This window comes from Novosphingobium sp. (assembly GCF_020852455.1).
In the GTDB taxonomy this organism is placed as follows: domain Bacteria; phylum Pseudomonadota; class Alphaproteobacteria; order Sphingomonadales; family Sphingomonadaceae; genus Novosphingobium.
Genome location: NZ_JADZAT010000032.1, coordinates 313331 through 331539, shown reverse-complemented (window position 1 = coordinate 331539; position 18209 = coordinate 313331). Strand labels below are relative to the sequence as shown.

Genomic DNA, 18209 nt, shown 5'->3' with positions numbered 1-18209 from the left:
GGCTTGAACAGTTCGAGCGCCATCTTCTTGGGCAGGCCGCACTGGTGCAGCTTGAGTTCGGGACCGGTCACGATCACCGAACGGCCCGAATAGTCAACGCGCTTGCCGAGCAGGTTCTGGCGGAAGCGGCCCTGCTTGCCCTTGAGCATGTCGCTGAGCGACTTCAGCGGACGCTTGTTGGCGCCGGTGATCACGCGGCCACGGCGGCCGTTGTCGAACAGCGCATCGACCGCTTCCTGCAGCATGCGCTTTTCGTTGCGCACGATGATGTCGGGCGCGCGCAGTTCGATCAGGCGCTTGAGGCGGTTGTTGCGGTTGATGACGCGGCGATAGAGATCGTTGAGATCCGAAGTCGCGAAGCGGCCCCCGTCGAGCGGCACCAGCGGGCGCAGTTCGGGCGGAATGACCGGCACGACATCAAGGATCATCCATTCGGGGCGGTTGCCCGATTCGATGAACGATTCGACGACCTTGAGCCGCTTGATGATCTTCTTGGGCTTCAGTTCGCTCTTGGTTTCGGAAAGCTCCTTGAGCAGGTCTTCCTTTTCCTGCTCGAGGTCGAGGCTCATCAGCATGTGCTTGACCGCTTCGGCGCCGATCCCGGCCGAGAAGGCGTCTTCGCCGTACTCGTCCTGGTATTCGTAGAGCTCGTCCTCGGTCAGCAGCTGGTACTTCTCAAGCGGGGTCAGCCCGGGTTCGGTGACGATGTAGCTTTCGAAGTAGAGCACGCGCTCAAGCTGCTTGAGCTGCATGTCGAGCAGCAGGCCGATGCGCGAGGGCAGGCTCTTCAGGAACCAGATGTGCGCAACCGGCGCGGCCAGTTCGATGTGGCCCATGCGTTCGCGGCGAACCTTGGTGACGGTGACTTCAACACCGCACTTTTCGCAGACCACGCCCTTGTACTTCATGCGCTTGTACTTGCCGCACAGGCATTCGTAGTCCTTCACCGGACCGAAGATGCGCGCGCAGAACAGGCCGTCGCGTTCCGGCTTGAAGGTGCGGTAGTTGATCGTTTCCGGCTTCTTGATTTCGCCGAAGGACCAGCTGCGGATGCGTTCCGGGCTGGCGATGCCGATCTGGATCTGGTCGAAGGTTTCGGGCTTCGCCATCTGGTTGGTGAACTTGGTCAGGTCGTTCATGTTTCAATCCCTCTGGGGGTGAATCTCTTGGGCGGGGCAGGAAGGGGCAGCCACTGCGGGCCGCCCCGATCCGTTACTCCGCGGCCTCCGCGAAATCGCCGTCATCATCCTCGTCGGTCAGGCTGGACAGCTCGACATTGAGGCCGAGGCTGCGCATTTCCTTGACGAGCACGTTGAAGCTTTCGGGAATGCCGGCTTCGAAAGTATCGTCACCCTTGACGATCGCTTCATAGACCTTGGTGCGGCCGACCACGTCGTCCGATTTCACCGTCAGCATTTCCTGCAGCGTGTAGGCGGCGCCATAGGCCTGGAGTGCCCAGACCTCCATTTCCCCGAAGCGCTGGCCACCGAACTGCGCCTTGCCGCCCAGCGGCTGCTGGGTGACGAGCGAGTAGGGCCCGATCGAACGCGCGTGGATCTTGTCGTCGACCAGGTGGTGGAGCTTGAGGATGTACTTGCAGCCCACGGTGACCTTGCGGTCGAACGCGTCGCCGGTGCGCCCGTCAAAGAGCGTGACCTGGCCCGAAGTATCGAGCCCGGCCTTTTCCAGCATCGCGGTGACGTCGGCTTCGACCGCACCGTCGAACACGGGCGAGCCCATCGGCACGCCGGCGCGGACGCTTTCGGCCAGTTCGACCAGTTCCTCACCGCTGCGGCTGGCGATATCTTCGGCGTAGTTATCGCCATAGATGTCGAGCAGCAGTTCGCGCACCGCTTCGGGCGGCTGCCCGGCGGCGGGTTCGGGATTGGCTTCGCGCCAGGCATCCAGCGCTGCGCCGATCTTCTGGCCCAGGCCGCGCGCGGCCCAGCCAAGGTGCGTTTCGAAGATCTGGCCCACGTTCATGCGGCTGGGCACGCCCAGCGGGTTGAGCACGAAATCGACCGGGGTCCCGTCTTCGAGGAAGGGCATGTCTTCCTGCGGCAGGATCCGGCTGATGATGCCCTTGTTGCCGTGACGGCCGGCCATCTTGTCGCCCGGCTGCAGCTTGCGCTTCACCGCCACGAAGACCTTGACCATCTTGAGCACGCCCGGCGCCAGTTCGTCACCGCGTTCGAGCTTTTCCTTGCGGTCCTCGAACTTCTCCTGGATCGCCTTGACGGTGGCGTCGTACTGCGCCTTGACCGCTTCAAGCTGACCCTGGACCTTGTCGTCGGCCACCGCGAACTTCCACCATTCGTGACGTTCCACTTCACCCAGGTTGTCCTCGGTGATGGTGTCGCCCTTCTTGAAGCCCTTGGGTGCGGCAGCGGCCACCTGGCCCAGCAGCATGTCCTTCAGGCGGTTGTAGGTGGCGCGGTTGAGGATCGAGCGTTCGTCCTCGCGGTCCTTGGCGAGGCGTTCGATTTCCTCGTTCTGGATCTGGCGGGCACGGTCGTCGATCTCGATCCCGTGGCGGTTGAACACGCGGACATCGACGATCGTCCCGGCCACGCCCGGCGGCAGCCGCAGCGAGGTGTCGCGAACGTCCGAAGCCTTTTCGCCGAAGATCGCGCGCAGCAGCTTTTCTTCCGGCGTCATCGGGCTTTCGCCCTTGGGCGTGATCTTGCCGACCAGGATGTCACCCGGGTGCACTTCGGCGCCGATGTAGACGATCCCGGCTTCGTCGAGGTTGCGCAGCGCTTCCTCGCCGACGTTGGGAATGTCGCGGGTGATGTCTTCGGGCCCAAGCTTGGTATCGCGGGCCATGACTTCGAATTCCTCGATGTGGATCGAGGTGAAGACGTCTTCCTTGACGATGCGTTCGCTGATCAGGATCGAGTCTTCATAGTTGTACCCGTTCCACGGCATGAACGCGACCAGCACGTTGCGGCCCAGCGCCAGTTCGCCCAGCTCGGTCGAGGGACCGTCGGCGATGATCTGACCGGCGGCCACCACATCGCCCACCTTCACCAGCGGACGCTGGTTGATGCAGGTCGACTGGTTCGAGCGTTCGAACTTCTGCAGGCGGTAGATATCGACGCCCGACTGGCCGGCTTCGATATCGCCCGAGGCGCGGATCACGATCCGGGTGGCGTCGACCTGATCGACGATCCCGCCGCGCAGCGCGCCGATCGCCGCGCCCGAATCGCGCGCGACGGTTTCTTCCATCCCGGTGCCGACAAACGGCGCTTCGGCGCGAACCAGCGGCACCGCCTGGCGCTGCATGTTCGAGCCCATCAGCGCGCGGTTGGCGTCGTCGTTTTCAAGGAACGGGATCAGCGAGGCAGCGACCGAAACCAGCTGCTTGGGGCTGACGTCCATCAGCGTCACGTGATCGCGCGGGGCCATCACGAATTCGCCGGCTTCACGCGCCGAGATCAGTTCCTCGACGAAAGTGCCGTCCTGGTTCAGCTCGGCCGAGGCCTGGGCCACGGTGTGCTTGCTCTCTTCCATGGCGGAGAGATAGACCACGTCGCCGGTGACCTTGCCGTCCACGACCTTGCGGTACGGGGTTTCGATGAACCCGTACTTGTTGACGCGGGCGAAGGTCGACAGCGAGTTGATCAGACCGATGTTCGGGCCTTCCGGCGTTTCGATCGGGCAGATCCGGCCATAGTGGGTCGGGTGCACGTCGCGCACTTCGAACCCGGCGCGCTCGCGGGTCAGGCCGCCCGGCCCAAGTGCCGAAACGCGGCGCTTGTGGGTGACTTCCGACAGCGGGTTGGTCTGGTCCATGAACTGCGAGAGCTGCGACGAACCAAAGAACTCGCGCACGGCGGCCACGGCGGGCTTGGCGTTGATCAGGTCGTTGGGCATCACGGTCGAGACATCGACCGAGCTCATCCGCTCCTTGACCGCACGCTCCATCCGCAGCAGGCCGACGCGGTACTGGTTTTCCAGCAGTTCGCCGACCGACCGCACGCGGCGGTTGCCAAGGTTGTCGATGTCATCGACTTCGCCCTTGCCGTCCTTGAGGTTCACCAGTTCCTTGACCACGGCGAGGATATCCTCGGTGCGCAGCGTGGTGATGGTGTCCTCGGCATCGAGGCCCAGGCGCATGTTGAGCTTGACGCGGCCCACGGCCGACAAGTCATAGCGGTCGCCATCGAAGAACAGGCCTTCGAACAGCGCTTCGGCGGTTTCGCGGGTCGGCGGTTCGCCCGGGCGCATCACCCGGTAGATATCGGCCAGCGCGTGATCGCGGTCGGGGGCCTTGTCGGCCTTGAGCGTGTTGCGGATCCACGGCCCCGTATTGATGTGATCGATGTCGAGCAGTTCGATCTGGTCGATCCCGGCCTTGTCGAGCGCATCGAGGTTGTCGGGGCTGACTTCGTCGCCGGCCTCGATCCAGATCCGGCCGGTCGATTCGTCGATCAGGTCGCGCGCCGAATAGCGCCCGAACACTTCCTCGGTCGGGATCAGCAGTTCGGCCAGGCCGTCCTTTTCAGCCTTGTTGGCCGCGCGCGGGCTGATCTTCTGCCCGGCGGGGAAGATCACTTCGCCGCTCTTGGCATCGACGATGTCGAAGGCCGGCTTGGCACCGCGCCAGGCTTCGGCGGCATAGGGCAGGCGCCAGCCGCCTTCGCCGCGCTTCCAGGTGACGGTCTGGTAGAAGTAGTTGAGGATGCTTTCGTCATCGAGCCCCAGCGCATGGAGCAGCGCGGTGACCGGCAGCTTGCGCTTGCGGTCGATCCGGACGTTGACGATGTCCTTGGCGTCGAATTCGAAATCCAGCCACGACCCGCGATAAGGAATCACGCGCGCGGCGAACAGGTACTTGCCCGAAGAGTGGGTCTTGCCGCGGTCATGGTCGAACAGCACGCCCGGCGAACGGTGCATCTGCGAAACGATCACGCGTTCGGTGCCGTTGATGAAGAAGGTGCCGTTCTCGGTCATGAGCGGCATGTCGCCCATGTAGACGTCCTGCTCCTTGATATCGAGAACCGAGCGGGTTTCGGTTTCGGCATCGACCTCGAACACGATCAGGCGCAGCGTGACCTTCATCGGCGCGGCATAGGTGATGCCGCGCTGGCGGCATTCGGTCACGTCGTACTTGGGGTCTTCCAGTTCGTAATGAACGAAGTCCAGCTCGCTGGTGCCGGCAAAGTCGCGGATCGGGAAGACCGAACGCAGCGTCTTTTCCAGGCCCGAGACATAGCCCGTCGCCGGGTTCGAGCGCAGGAACTGCTCATAGCTTTCGCGCTGAACCTCGATCAGGTTCGGCATCTTCACCACTTCGTGGATGTCGCCGAAGATCTTGCGGATGCGCCGCTTGGCGCTGGTGCGCTGGGCGGTTGCCGGAGTGGAAGCCTTCTTGGCCATGGAGGTAACGTGCCTCTTTCTTCAATGCCGGGCCGGAACAAACCGACTCACCGGCGGGAATGGTGCCACGCGCGATAATGGCGCCACCGGACGGCAAAAAGGCCGCATGGCAAACGCCTTCCGATTCGGAAAAGCGGCCCGCAGCCTGTTGCGTCAGATGGTAAACCCTTGCGTTTCCTTCCGTGCTTGGCCCCCACGCATGGGCCGCGCTTGCTCGAAACGAAGAGCGAAGCGGGCCTATAGGCGCGGATTTGCGGGGTGTCAAAGAGAGTCTTGTCAGCTGCGGAGAGGCATCCACCTGCCCTTGCAACACTGGCCTGCTCCCCCGTGCATTTCGACGAACAATAAATCGCATATTGTTTTTCGATATTATTGATTGACAATATGCACGACTCGCCATATTGAATATCGATATTGACCATATCGGAGTTCGAGAAATGACCCAAACCAACCGCCCGCTCGCTGCTGCGTTGCTTGCTGCTGTGATGTTTACCCTGCTGTGGGTACCGACGCTGGCCCTGCCGGCCCAGGCAGCGCCGGTCCAGACCGCCCAGCTCGCCTGACCGCCCCCAAATTCAGGAGACCCGCGATGACCATGTCACGTTCAGACCCGTTGCTGTCAGCAGCCCGCGTCCTGATTGTGCTGATGCAGATTGTTGCCATTTTTGCGATCGTGATGCTGGGCATCGGGATCGGCGCGCTGCTCAGCATTGAACAGACCCAGGTTGCCACCAAGATTGCCCAGGCCGGCGCTCCTGCCTATGCCTTGTGGCTGATTATCGGCTCGATGCTGCTGATCATCACATTGCTGGCCCTGGCATACCGCTTCTTTGATGAGCTGACCGGCATCGTCAAATCGGTGAGCGCAGGCAATCCGTTCGAGATCGAAAATGCCAACCGGTTGACCAAGATGGGCTGGCTCTCGATCTGGGGGCATGTCCTGGCCCTGGCGCTTGTCGGGATTTCCAGCTGGTTCGCGCCCTATCTGGAAAAGGCCTGGCGCCATTCCGATTACGGCTTTGAGGTTGAGCCCACGGGCATTCTCCTCACCCTGGTCCTGTTCATCCTGGCCCGCGTGTTCAAGCACGGTGCCCAGATGCGCGAAGAGCTGGAAGGAACCGTGTGATGCCGATTTCAGTCAAACTGGACGATCTGCTCCACGCCCGGCGCATGACGCTGACCGAGCTGGCCGAGCGGGTCGATATCACCCTCGCCAACCTCTCGATCCTCAAGACCGGCAAGGCCAAGGCGGTACGCTTTTCGACGCTCGAGGCGATCTGCCGCGAACTGGATTGCCAGCCGGGTGACCTGCTGGGGTTTGAAGCGCAGTAGGAGGAGTTGTGGGTTGGGCCAATCGCCTCCGCGATTGGCTTGGCCTGGCCGGCCCGCTCCCCCTCCCAGCCGCCCATTTAGGGTACTTTCGTGGGTGGCCGGGAGGGTGAGCGGGCTGGCCAGTTCAGGAAAAGCCGGATGGCTTTTACGCACCGGCATCAGCCGGACAAAATCGAAAGGGCGGCACTCCCCCCGAAGCGCCGCCCTTTCTTGTGCCCCCGTAGGTTGCAGCCGGGGAACGAAAGTTCAGAACAGCCCGGGCACCAGCCGCCAGCGGGTCTTTTCCATGAAAGCACGATAGGCCGGATCCTGGCTCAGCAGGCGTTCTTCGGCCAGCAGCCGCAGGATCTGGGCGCACCAGCCGATGCCATAGATCAGCAGGTTGAGCGTGCTGGGCATCAGCAGCAGGATGCCAATGTGGACGAACAGATAGCCGGCATACATCGGATGGCGGACAAAGCGGTACATCCCGTCGGTCTTGATCCCGCGGTTGGCCGGCGCGATCCCGAACGAGCGGCGCAGGAACAGCTTGGCCGCGATCTGCACCACGTTGCCAAAGCCGACCAGCAGCAAGGCCAGCGGGATCAGGCCGCGCAGCGCATCGGGCGTATCGGCGGGCTGGATGAACAGCGGGGCATAGGTGGCGGTGATCGCCAGCAGCCAGTCCCCCAGCCGCATCGAGATCGCCTGGGTCGAACGCCGCAGCAGCACGAATATGACAACCGAGGTTTCGGCCACCATCACCAGCGGCGCGAACGGATTGGTCGCCCCGTAAACCCGGTGCGCCAGCAGGGCCCAGAGGAACACGATCGCGACCTGTTCGGCCCGATCAAGCCGCGCCGGCGTAAGCCAGCGGGGCGCGGTTGCAGCGGTGGTTGTCCCGGTCATGCGGGGATGGATGGCAGGATATGGTTAACGATTGGTTGCGGGGGTTGAGAGCTCGTCAGCCTGAAGCATCATCATCGCCTCCGCAGTCTTGACGAGCGATGCAAGCCAATTGAACCCTAACTCCGCAGCGACAATAGGAGAGCGATCGATAGATTTTCCAAAATGTTCTGTAGGCGGTTCGACCTTTCTAATTCCGTCTCGCTCGCTAACCGCCACAAGATGCACAGGCATGGCCTCTACTGTGTATGCATTTTCAACAACACTTCCATCTGATCTAACAACCTCAATTCCTCCATCCCCAAATCTTACGTCAAATACACCCGACTCGCCTGAGGCTGGACCCAAATAAATGTTGTGGCCGATCCTTGAGGTAGTCCGGCCAAGTCCGTGCTCCGCATCGTTGCGCGCTTCGAATAACCATCGAAGCAAAGGGTCTCTTCTTCGCTCCTGATTCACGGCACCGAACCACTGGATTTCCGCCGGAGAATCCTTTGCGGCCTGCTGGATCTTTGAATAAACACCTTTCCATTGCACCAGAAAATCAAGCCAATGAGTTTCAAAATCCGCAGCTTCGCCGATATCAGACTGCAAATTTTCGTAGCTACTTAAAAGTGCATCAAATGCTCGTTTGCATAACTTTAATCGTCCTTCCGCAGTCTGTATTTCATATGGATTCATACTACACCCTCTAATTAGTCATTGCGAAGTCACTTCAAAATCAGGGAACAATATTAGATTGTGAGCCATCCGGCCGGATTTTGAAGGACTTTTGCTCACCTTCGATTCAGCGGAATACTTCACATTTTCCTACACCCCCGCAATCTGCCACGATCCGCGCCGGTCCCAGACCCGGCAAAGGCCGCGCCCCGTGCGCGGCCTTTGTGCGTTTCGGGCACCCCCTTATGGCATTTCAACAAGGGCGTTCAGGATGTGTTTTATCAACTTGCGCAATTTGCAACCGGCGGGTGCGGCCTTGACTCTTCCCCCGTTCCTGCTAGTTGCGCGCCCCGACCGGGCCTTTGTGCCCGTGTCATCCGTCCGAGACAGCTGCTGAGGGCTCCCCTCTTAATCCGCAGCCTAGACGGGGACAGAGCAAATTCCTGGCCAGTGCACCGCGCTGGTCCGGCCTGGCGTTTCCCGCGCCCTCCTTCCCCATCGCACGGACTCGCCCGTGGTGCAGCTGCACCGCGGACAAACGTAGCCGGCCGTGCGGGTCTTCCGCCCGGTCATTTGTGCCACCGCATGGCTTGTCCATGCGGCCACAAGAGAAGGAGTTAGGCATGGATCGTTCGCAGAAAGCCGAATCGGTCGCATCGCTGAACGCGGTCTTCAACGAGGTTGGCGTGGTGGTTGTCACCCGCAATCTCGGCCTCACCGTTGCGCAGTCCACTGCGCTGCGCGGGAAGATCCGTGACGCGGGCGCATCGTACAAGGTTGCGAAGAACCGTCTGGCCAAGCTCGCCATCAAGGACACGGACTATGCCGGGATCGGTGACATGCTCACCGGCCCGACCGCGATCGCCTCTTCGGTCGATCCGGTGGCTGCCGCCAAGGCAGTCGTGGAATTCGCCAAGACGAACGACAAGATCGAAATCGTCGGCGGTTCGATGGGTTCGCAGGTTCTGAACGCGGAAGGTATCAAGGCGCTCGCCTCGATGCCCTCGCTCGACGAACTGCGCGGCACACTCATCGGTCTGGTCCAGGCTCCGGCGACCAAGATCGCGCAGCTCAGCACCGCTCCGGCGGCCAAGCTGGCGCGCGTTTTCGGCGCCTACGCCAAGGCAGCCTGACCACAGGGTTAGACGATTATTCCGGAGACGTTCTCCGGGTCCATCAATTAGGAGTGAAACATCATGGCCGATATCGCCAAGCTTGTTGAAGAACTTTCGAAGCTGACCGTTCTGGAAGCTGCTGACCTCGCCAAGGCCCTTGAAGAAGCCTGGGGCGTCTCTGCTGCTGCCGCTGTTGCCGTTGCTGCCCCTGCTGGCGGCGGCGCTGCTGCCGAAGCGGTTGAAGAAAAGACCGAATTCGACGTCATCCTGACCGGCGACGGCGGCAACAAGATCGCCGTCATCAAGGAAGTCCGCGCGATCACCTCGCTCGGCCTGACCGAAGCCAAGGCGCTGGTCGAAGCGGCTCCCAAGGCCGTCAAGGAAGGCGTTTCGAAGGCTGAAGCCGACGAGATCGCTGCCAAGATCACCGCTGCTGGCGGCACCGTCGAAGTCAAGTAAGCTTCGCTTTCTTGCATTCAGGAAAGGGCGGCCCCGCGGGGTCGCCCTTTTCGTTTGCCTGGCGTCTGGACCTCAGCCGCGCCCGCAAAAAAGGGGCCGAAGACTTACGCCTCCGGCCCCCGCGCGTTCCCCGGTGCGACCCGAAGGACTGCGCTTATTTCAGTGTCTTGAGGTACTCGATCAGTTCCTTGCGCTTGGCCGCGTCAGCCAGCCCGGCGTAGGTCATCTTGGTCCCGGGCACCATCTTCATCGGGTTGGTGAGATAGGTGTCGAGCGTCTTCTCGTCCCAGGTCAGCCCCGAATTCTTGTTGGCATCCGAATAGGCGAAACCGGCCACGCTGCCGGCCTTGCGGCCAACGATCCCGGCCAGGCTGGGGCCAACGCCGTTCTTGCCGGGTTCAACCGCATGGCAGGCGGCGCACTGGCCGAACACGGCAGGCTTGCCGCCGGCATCGGCGGTGGTCGCTTCGGCGGCGGGGGCGGCAGCCGTTTCGCTGGTTGCGGCGGCCGGAGCGCTATCGGCCGGCTTTTCCTCGGCAGGCTTGCCGCAGGCCGACAACGCCAGGGCCAGGCTCAGCAATGCGCCGGTGGCAATTGACTTGTTCATGGTTCACTTCCCTCCCTAAGGGTCAAGATTAGCAATTACTGATAGACGCGAGCGGGGCAAGCGCGAAAGTGCGTTTGTTTCCACAGTCGTTGCATAAAGCGCACGCCCGCGCGGCGAATTGATCGAAGTCAGCCGAATTGGCTTTAAGGCCCCGGCCGATCCGCCTATCCGGACCGGCTTTATGCCTGATGCCCCCGCCTTGACCCCATGGCGCGCGGAACTGCGCGAAACGCTGCACCTGGCGGGGCCGCTGGCGCTGGCCAACCTGCTGTGGATGGCGATCGGCACCACCGACGTGATCTTCGTTGCCATGCTGGGCCAGGAGCCGCTCGCCGCCTCCAGCCTGGCGGTGACCCAATACATGCTGATCAGCTGGGCCCTGTCGGGCCTGACTGGCGCGGTCGCGCCGCTGGTCGCCGCCGAACTTGGGCGCAAGCGCCATGCGGTCCGCGAAGTGCGCCGGTCGGTGCGGATGGCGCTGTGGCTGGCTGTCGGAACCGGGCTGGGCGGGATCCTGCTGTGCCAGTGGGGCGAAGCGCTGATGCTGCTGACCGGGCAGGATCCAGAAATCTCCAGACAGGCCGGCGAATTCCTGGCAATCATCCGCTGGGCGATCCCGGCCATGGTCATTGCCACGGTTCAGCGCACCTTTGTTTCCGCGCTTAGCCGTCCGTTACTGGCAACGGCGATCATGGCCTTTTCGATCGTGATCAACGGGTTTGGCAACTGGGTGCTGATCTTCGGCCACCTTGGGGCGCCGGCAATGGGCCTGCTGGGGTCGGCGCTGGCCAGCGTGATCACCGCCTGGGCGATGGTTGCGGCCTACGGGCTGGTCATCGTGCTCGACCGGCGGCTGCGGCGCTATCGCCTGCTGGGCAACTGGTGGCGTCCGGAATGGCAGCGGATGCGTGACCTGATCCGGATCGGCCTGCCGATCGCCTGCATCATCATCGCCGAGGGCGGGTTCTTCAGCGCCGCCGCCTACCTGATGGGGCGGATCGGTGCCGCCGAACTGGCCGCGCATACCGTGGCGCTGCAGGTTGCCGCGCTGGCTTTCCAGGTGCCGTTCGGGGTCGGTCAGGCCGCGACGATCCGGGTCGGCTATCACTATGGCGCAGCCAGCAATGAAGGCGTGCGACTGGCAGGACTGGCTTCGCTGTCGATCGCCTTCGGCTTTTCGTTCATCGGCGCCAGCGTGATGTGGTTGCTGCCCCACCAGGTGCTTTCACTCTATGTCGACGTGGCCGATCCGGCCAATGCCCGGCTGGTCACCCTTGCCGCCCAGTATCTGGCGATTGCGGCGCTGTTCCAGCTGTTCGACGGAATCCAGGCGGTGGCGGCCGGCGCGCTGCGCGGATTGCAGGACACCCGCATGCCGATGGCAATCGCGCTGTTTGGCTATTGGCTGCCCGGGTTCGGCCTGTCGGCAGGGCTGGGCCTGTTCACCCCGCTGGGCGGGCTGGGGGTCTGGATCGGCCTGGCCGCCGGGCTGGTGGTGGTGGCGGCGCTGCTGCTCCACCGCTGGTGGCGGCGCGAGGTGCTGCGGCTGCTTCCGGCCTGAAAAAATGACTCCAGACTCTCCTTGACGGGGGATCATGGCGCACCCATATGCGCCCCGCTGGCACTCTCGGGGTGAGAGTGCCAATTGCATTCAACCGTCATGTAGAGAGGACATCCACATGAGCTTCCGTCCGTTGCACGATCGCGTGCTCGTTCGCCGCGTCGAGGCTGAAGAAAAGACCGCCGGCGGGATCATCATTCCCGACAGCGCCAAGGAAAAGCCCGCCGAAGGCATCGTTGTGGCCGCCGGAGCCGGCGCCAAGGCCGAAGATGGCAAGGTCAGCCCGCTGGACGTCAAGGCCGGCGACAAGGTGCTGTTCGGCAAGTGGTCGGGCACCGAAGTCAAGATCGACGGCGAAGACCTGCTGATCATGAAGGAATCGGACATCCTGGGGATCATCGGCTGAAGGCCGAAGGTCACAGTAAATCCCGATTCCGTGTGAACTTTGTGAACTTTGAAAGGACAGCACAATGGCTGCCAAGGACGTAAAATTCGGCCGTGACGCCCGCGAACGCATTCTCGCCGGTGTCGATATCCTCGCCAACGCGGTGAAGGTCACCCTGGGCCCCAAGGGCCGCAACGTGGTGATCGACAAGAGCTTCGGCGCACCCCGTATCACCAAGGACGGCGTCACCGTCGCCAAGGAAATCGAACTCAAGGACAAGTTCGAGAACATGGGCGCGCAGATGCTGCGCGAAGTGGCTTCGAAGGCCAACGACGCTGCCGGTGACGGCACCACCACCGCCACCGTGCTGGCCCAGGCGATCGTGCGCGAAGGCATGAAGTCGGTTGCCGCCGGGACCAACCCGATGGACCTCAAGCGCGGGATCGACACCGCGGTTGCCGCCGTGGTCGAAAACCTCAAGGGCCGTTCGACCCCGGTCGCCGGTTCGGCTGAAATCGCCCAGGTCGGGATCATCTCGGCCAATGGCGACAAGGAAGTCGGCGAAAAGATCGCCGAAGCCATGGAAAAGGTCGGCAAGGAAGGCGTGATCACCGTGGAAGAGGCCAAGGGCCTCGAATTCGAACTCGATGTCGTCGAAGGCATGCAGTTCGACCGCGGCTACCTCTCGCCCTACTTCATCACCAACCCGGACAAGATGACTGTCGAACTCGACAGCCCCTACATCCTGATCCACGAAAAGAAGCTGTCGAACCTACAGTCGATGCTGCCGGTGCTCGAAGCCGTGGTCCAGTCGGGCCGTCCGCTGCTGATCATCGCCGAAGACATCGAAGGCGAAGCGCTGGCCACCCTGGTGGTCAACAAGCTGCGCGGCGGGCTCAAGGTCGCTGCGGTCAAGGCCCCGGGTTTCGGCGATCGCCGCAAGGCCATGCTGCAGGACATCGCGATCCTGACCAAGGGCGAAATGATCAGCGAAGACCTGGGCATCAAGCTTGAATCGGTCACGCTGGGCATGCTCGGCCAGGCCAAGAAGGTCACCATCGACAAGGACAACACCACCATCGTCGATGGCGCCGGTTCGGCTGACGAGATCAAGGCCCGGGTCGAACAGATCCGCGCCCAGATCGAAACCACCACCAGCGACTATGACCGCGAAAAGCTGCAGGAACGCCTGGCCAAGCTGGCCGGCGGTGTGGCCGTGATCAAGGTTGGCGGTGCGACCGAAGTGGAAGTCAAGGAACGCAAGGACCGCGTTGACGACGCGCTCCACGCCACCCGCGCTGCGGTGGAAGAAGGCATCGTTCCGGGCGGCGGCACTGCGCTGCTCTATGCCACCAAGGCCCTCGACGGCCTGACCGGCGCGAACGAAGACCAGACCCGCGGGATCGACATCGTCCGCAAGGCGATCACCGCCCCGTGCAAGCAGATCGCCGAAAACGCCGGCGAAGACGGCGCGGTTGTCGCCGGCCGGCTGCTCGACAAGGGTGACGAATCGTGGGGCTTCAACGCTTCGACCGACACCTATGAAAACCTCAAGGCTGCCGGCGTGATCGACCCGACCAAGGTCGTGCGCACCGCACTGCAGGACGCCGCCTCGGTGGCCGGCCTGCTGATCACCACCGAAGCCGCGATCAGCGAAAAGCCCGACGACAAGCCGGCCATGCCGGCGATGCCGGGCGGCGGCATGGGCGGGATGGACTTCTAAGTCCGTCTCCATCCAACCAGTAAGTTAAGGGCCGCAGGGGTGATCCTGCGGCCCTTTTCTTTGGTCTTCCATTTTTCTTGACTCGTGCTGGACCAAACCATATCCGCCGCGCCCCATGTCTAGGAAAGCACACCTCGATTCTTATCTCGGCAACGTCCTGAAAGGGCGGTGCTTTGGTGCGCGCATTTCTTAGGCGGGGAAATCGAAACCCGTCGGCGTTGGCGGGTTTTCGATAGCAAGTCTTTACGAATACTCGTCATGTTCGCCGGCCAGCAAAAGGCCAAGTACAATGACTGGAATTCGGCATTTCGCCAGAAGCATTACCTATGACGAGCTGACGCGGGGCTTGCAGGCCGCCCGCGATCGCGGCGCTGTCTATGCCCGGACCGAAGCGAGCGGTCTGCAGATCTGGAACTACTCAAACGCCTGCGTCTATGACCGGATGTGGGACGAGTTCGCGCTGATCGCCCGCGGCCTGATCCTCGATCCGGCTGCCCGGCGGCTGGTTGCAACCCCTTTCCCCAAGTTCTTCAACGTCGGGGAAATGGGGCAGACCATGCTCGACGAACCCTTCGAGGTTTTCGAAAAGCTTGATGGCAGCCTGATCATTCTCTTTTTCCATGACGGCAGATGGCGAGCAGCGACGCGCGGGGCATTCGACTCAGATCAGGCGATCTGGGCGGAGGCACAGCTCGAGCAATTCGATCTCACGGCGCTGGATTGCGAAACGACTTACCTTGCAGAGGCAATCTACCCCGAGAACCGGATCATCGTCGCCTATGATGAGGCAGGCCTGGTCCTGCTTTCCGCTTATGACGGCGAGGGGTTCGAGCTGGACTTCGGGCAGTTGTCTGCGGTCGCCGAAGCGGTCGGTTGGCGCATGGCAAAGCGTTACAACTTCACCTCCGCGCAAGACCTTGTCGCATCGGCAGAACAATTGCCCGAGCAGGAAGAAGGCTATGTTGTCCGCTATGCCAGTGGACAGCGCCAGAAGCTGAAGAGCCCGGCCTACTGCCGCTTACATGCCCTGATTGCGCGCGTTACGCCTTTGGGAATCTGGGATCTGATCCGCAGCGGCGAGGACCTTGGCGAAGTTCGGCGAAGCATACCCGAAGAGCTCTGGGCGGATTTCGACGCAATCGAGACCAGACTCCGCGAGATGCTGGACGGAATTGTCGATCGTGTAGCAACGGTTGCGGCAGGGTTTGCCGGAGCGAGTGATAAGGAAGTTGGCCTGTCCATGGCGGAAATTCCGGCAGATGTAACACCTTACATCTTCGCCTTCCGCAAGAACCCCGATCTAGCATCAGACCCGAAGGCGCGGGATCGAATGTTCAGGCAGATCCGGCCGGTTGGCAACCACCTCGACGGCTATGTGCCATCGCATGCGCTAACGCAGGTTATTGGTGATGAGTCCTGAAAAGCAGGGCCGGAAGCACAATCTTCCGGCCCTTTTTTCGTGCACTCTACGCACTTTCCCGCAAACGCGGTGCAGTTCGTCGCGCAATGCTGGGCTTGCCGCCCGGCGTTAGCCAAACAGAAAGCATGTTTGGGCTATCGCTACTCGCATGACCACGGGACTGATTTCGAGGGTGTTTACCGGCCTTGCGCTGGCTACGGCCACGCTGGTTCCGCTTGCGCCCGCGCACGCCGATTCGCTTGAGGCGGAATTCGACAAGGCTTTCACGGTCAAGGCCGTGCAGGCGCGCAGCCAGCTGCAGGCGCCGGCCAAGGTTGCGGTCAAGGTTTTGCCCAGCAGCGAATCCGCCCAGCGGGTGCTGCCTTCGAATGTTCGCCCGTTCGTAGCCAGCAGCGCGCCTCGGGCCTATGGTTCGAACCTCGATTCGCAACTGGCGGTGCAGACCGATCCCGCGAATGGCCGGATCGGCCTGGCCGCGATCGACCTTTCGACCGGCCGCACGGTGACCGTGCTGGGCGATACGCCGTTCCCGATGGCTTCGACCAGCAAGGTCGCGATCGTTGCCACCTTCCTGACCGGGGTTGATGACGGGCGCTTCAGCCTGGATGCCAGCTATCCGCTGATGGTGCCGGTCAAATCGAAGAAGTATTCCAGTTCGGTCGCTCCGGTGCGGGCCGGCACCATGCTGACCGGACGGCAGCTGATCGAACGCACGCTGATCCATTCGGACAACCAGGCCACCGATGCCCTGCTGGCCGTGGTTGGCGGCCCGGCGGCGGTCAACCGCTGGCTGCGCGCCACCGGCAATTCGGGCCTGCGGCTTGACCGCGATATCGCCACGCTGGTGCGCGACGATGGCGAATACAATCCCGCGACCATGATCGACGAGCGCGACAGCGCCACGCCGATGGCCATGGCCCGCCTGCTTTCGGGCCTCTATCAGGGCCGCTGGCTGAGCGGTGATAGCCGCGCGCTGCTGATCTCGACGATGGAACGCTGCGCTACCGGCAAGCGCCGGATGCGCGCGCTGCTGCCCAGCGACGCACGGGTGGCCCACAAGACCGGGACGCTGTCGAACACCGCCAGCGACGTTGGCCTGGTGCGCACTCCCGATGGCCGGGTCTATGCCATGGCGATCTACGTCACCGGGCAGGGTGGCCATGCCGGCCGCGATGCCAAGATCGCCGCGCTGGCCCGCACGATCTACGACGGATACCAGTACGATTCGTCAGGCTACCGCGTCGCCGCGCAATAGATTGGGGATGGCTGGGCCATCCCTGTTCAACACCGGCCCGCTCCCCCGGCCCGACCACCCTTAGGGTACCATGAACGGGTGGTCGGGCCGGGGGAGCGGGCCGGTGTTGCCCTCCTTAGCCAAGGGCCAACCTACAGCTTCGAATATTCCTCGCGCTTGGGGCCCAGGTAGCCGAACAGGTAGGCGCCGACCTTGCGCATCTGGATCTCTTCCGCGCCTTCGGTGATCCGGTAGCGGCGGTGGTGGCGATAGATGTGCTCGAACGGCTTGTGCCGTGAATAGCCGATCCCGCCGTGGACCTGCATCGCCCGGTCGGCCGCCTCGCAGACCAGCCGGTTGGCGTAGTAGTTGCACATTGAGATCTTGTCCGACAGCTTGTGCTCGATCTCCTTGTGCGGCAGCTGGTCCATCTCCCAGGCGGTCTTGTAGATCAGCGTGCGCAGCATCTCGCACTGGGTGGCCAGTTCGACCAGCGGGAACTGGATCGCCTGGTTGCGGGCCAGCTCCTGCCCGAAGGGCTTGCGCTGGCGAGCGTACTTGACCGCCTCGGTCACGCAGAAGGTCGCCGCGCCCAGCGAGCTGGCGGCCTGGCGGATGCGGTTCTGGTGGACGAAGCTCTGCGCGATCGCCAGCCCGCCATCGACCGGGCCCAGCACCGCGCTTTCGGGCACCCAGCAATTTTCGAAATGCATCCGCGGGTGGTCGGTCGGCATGTTGAAGGTCCACAGGTATTCATCGACCACCATGCCGGGGGTATCGATCGGCACCAGCAGGCAGGTGATCCCCCGGGCATCGCCGGCATTGCCCGAGGTGCGGCAGAAGGCCGCGCAATGGGTGGCGACGTGCATGCCGGTGATCCACATCTTCTCGCCATCGATCCGCCAGCCGGGCACGCCATCGCGGGTTTCGCGCACCGCGCGGGTTTCCATATGGGTCGCGTCCGATCCGTGGTGCGGTTCGGTCAGGCCGAAAGCCACGCGCCGGTTGCGTTCGAACCCGCCCAGGATGAATTCCTGCTGCTGGGCCTCGGTCCCGAAGTGTTCGAACATGTTGACGAAGGGGAAGTTGCCGACAATCGAATGTTCGTTCTGCAGATCATTGTGCAGCCCCAGCCCCAGCTGGGTAAAGTGATCGCGGATCACCGCCATCGCCAGGTTGGAGCCATCCTTGCCGCCGTACTTCTTGGGCGCGGAAAAGCGCCAGTGCCCGGCCTTGTCGGCCCGGATCGAGGCTTCGCGCAGCAGCATTTCCCATTCGTGGCGCGGCAGGCCGCCGTTCTCGAAATCGGTCCGCGCCCATTCGCGGCGGTGGTCGAAGAAGCGGATGTTGTCATCGGCCTGCTCAAGCGGCCTGATCTCGGCTTCGATGAAGGCATCCAGTTCGGCGAGGTAGGCGACGAGGTCCTGGGGCAGCGCAAAATCCATT

Annotated in this window: 15 protein-coding genes and 1 pseudogene; 10 read left to right on the top strand and 6 right to left on the bottom strand. The window is 62.7% G+C overall.

The features are described 5' to 3' along the window. Both IT549_RS16110 and rpoB read right to left on the bottom strand, forming a co-directional pair. Nucleotides 1-1139: pseudogene (locus tag IT549_RS16110) on the bottom strand (DNA-directed RNA polymerase subunit beta'); the annotation flags it as partial. Between the two features lie 73 nt (nt 1140-1212). Further along, nucleotides 1213-5382 carry a DNA-directed RNA polymerase subunit beta gene (gene rpoB / locus IT549_RS16105; RefSeq protein ID WP_292974653.1) on the bottom strand — a complete coding sequence of 1390 codons (4170 nt, stop codon included), beginning with the start codon at nt 5380-5382 and terminating at the stop codon, nt 1213-1215. Between the two features lie 437 nt (nt 5383-5819). Between rpoB and IT549_RS16100 the strand changes: the two genes are divergently transcribed. Genes IT549_RS16100 through IT549_RS16090 form a run of 3 tightly spaced genes read left to right on the top strand, consistent with a single transcriptional unit; the run spans nt 5820 to nt 6714 of the window. Continuing rightward, nucleotides 5820-5945: a hypothetical protein gene (locus IT549_RS16100; RefSeq protein WP_292974652.1), complete on the top strand. Its 126-nt coding sequence runs from the start codon at nt 5820-5822 to the stop codon at nt 5943-5945. Nucleotides 5946-5971: 26 nt separating this feature from the next. Then, nucleotides 5972-6508, top strand: a complete 537-nt coding sequence (locus tag IT549_RS16095) for a DUF2975 domain-containing protein (RefSeq protein ID WP_292974651.1) — start codon at nt 5972-5974, stop codon at nt 6506-6508. Continuing rightward, nucleotides 6508-6714 carry a helix-turn-helix transcriptional regulator gene (locus IT549_RS16090; protein WP_292974650.1) on the top strand — a complete coding sequence of 69 codons (207 nt, stop codon included), beginning with the start codon at nt 6508-6510 and terminating at the stop codon, nt 6712-6714. Before IT549_RS16095 ends, IT549_RS16090 begins: the two co-directional genes overlap by 1 nt. A gap of 246 nt (nt 6715-6960) precedes the next feature. On the opposite strand, the gene IT549_RS16085 is transcribed toward IT549_RS16090, so the two are convergent. Then, the gene (locus IT549_RS16085; protein ID WP_292974649.1) at nt 6961-7602 is read right to left on the bottom strand and encodes a methyltransferase; all 642 of its coding nucleotides are present in this window, start codon (nt 7600-7602) and stop codon (nt 6961-6963) included. Nucleotides 7603-7626: 24 nt separating this feature from the next. Then, entirely contained in the window at nt 7627-8280 is a 654-nt protein-coding gene (locus IT549_RS16080) for a hypothetical protein (protein WP_292974648.1), read from the bottom strand. Nucleotides 8281-8882: 602 nt separating this feature from the next. On the opposite strand from IT549_RS16080, the gene rplJ reads away from it, so the two are divergent. Both rplJ and rplL read left to right on the top strand, forming a co-directional pair. Next, complete coding sequence (gene rplJ / locus IT549_RS16075) at nt 8883-9392, top strand: 50S ribosomal protein L10 (protein WP_292974647.1); 510 nt, start codon at nt 8883-8885, stop codon at nt 9390-9392. 63 nt (nt 9393-9455) lie between these two features. Further along, a complete protein-coding gene (rplL, locus tag IT549_RS16070; RefSeq protein ID WP_292974646.1) occupies nt 9456-9833 on the top strand; it encodes a 50S ribosomal protein L7/L12 in 378 nt (125 codons plus the stop codon). 154 nt (nt 9834-9987) lie between these two features. On the opposite strand, the gene IT549_RS16065 is transcribed toward rplL, so the two are convergent. Further along, nucleotides 9988-10440, bottom strand: a complete 453-nt coding sequence (locus IT549_RS16065; protein WP_292974645.1) for a cytochrome c family protein — start codon at nt 10438-10440, stop codon at nt 9988-9990. Nucleotides 10441-10621: 181 nt separating this feature from the next. Between IT549_RS16065 and IT549_RS16060 the strand changes: the two genes are divergently transcribed. From IT549_RS16060 to IT549_RS16040, 5 genes are all read left to right on the top strand, one after another. Continuing rightward, complete coding sequence (locus IT549_RS16060; protein ID WP_292974644.1) at nt 10622-12001, top strand: MATE family efflux transporter; 1380 nt, start codon at nt 10622-10624, stop codon at nt 11999-12001. Between the two features lie 118 nt (nt 12002-12119). Further along, entirely contained in the window at nt 12120-12407 is a 288-nt protein-coding gene (gene groES / locus IT549_RS16055; protein WP_292974643.1) for a co-chaperone GroES, read from the top strand. Between the two features lie 64 nt (nt 12408-12471). Then, a complete protein-coding gene (gene groL, locus IT549_RS16050) occupies nt 12472-14109 on the top strand; it encodes a chaperonin GroEL (RefSeq protein ID WP_292974642.1) in 1638 nt (545 codons plus the stop codon). A gap of 289 nt (nt 14110-14398) precedes the next feature. Beyond that, complete coding sequence (locus IT549_RS16045; protein ID WP_292974641.1) at nt 14399-15529, top strand: T4 RnlA family RNA ligase; 1131 nt, start codon at nt 14399-14401, stop codon at nt 15527-15529. A 148-nt stretch (nt 15530-15677) separates the two neighbouring features. Continuing rightward, complete coding sequence (locus IT549_RS16040) at nt 15678-16784, top strand: serine hydrolase (protein WP_292974640.1); 1107 nt, start codon at nt 15678-15680, stop codon at nt 16782-16784. 131 nt (nt 16785-16915) lie between these two features. Here the strand turns inward: IT549_RS16040 and IT549_RS16035 are convergent, their stop codons facing one another. Beyond that, entirely contained in the window at nt 16916-18208 is a 1293-nt protein-coding gene (locus IT549_RS16035) for an acyl-CoA dehydrogenase family protein (RefSeq protein WP_292974639.1), read from the bottom strand. Between the last annotated feature and the right edge of the window lies 1 nt (nt 18209).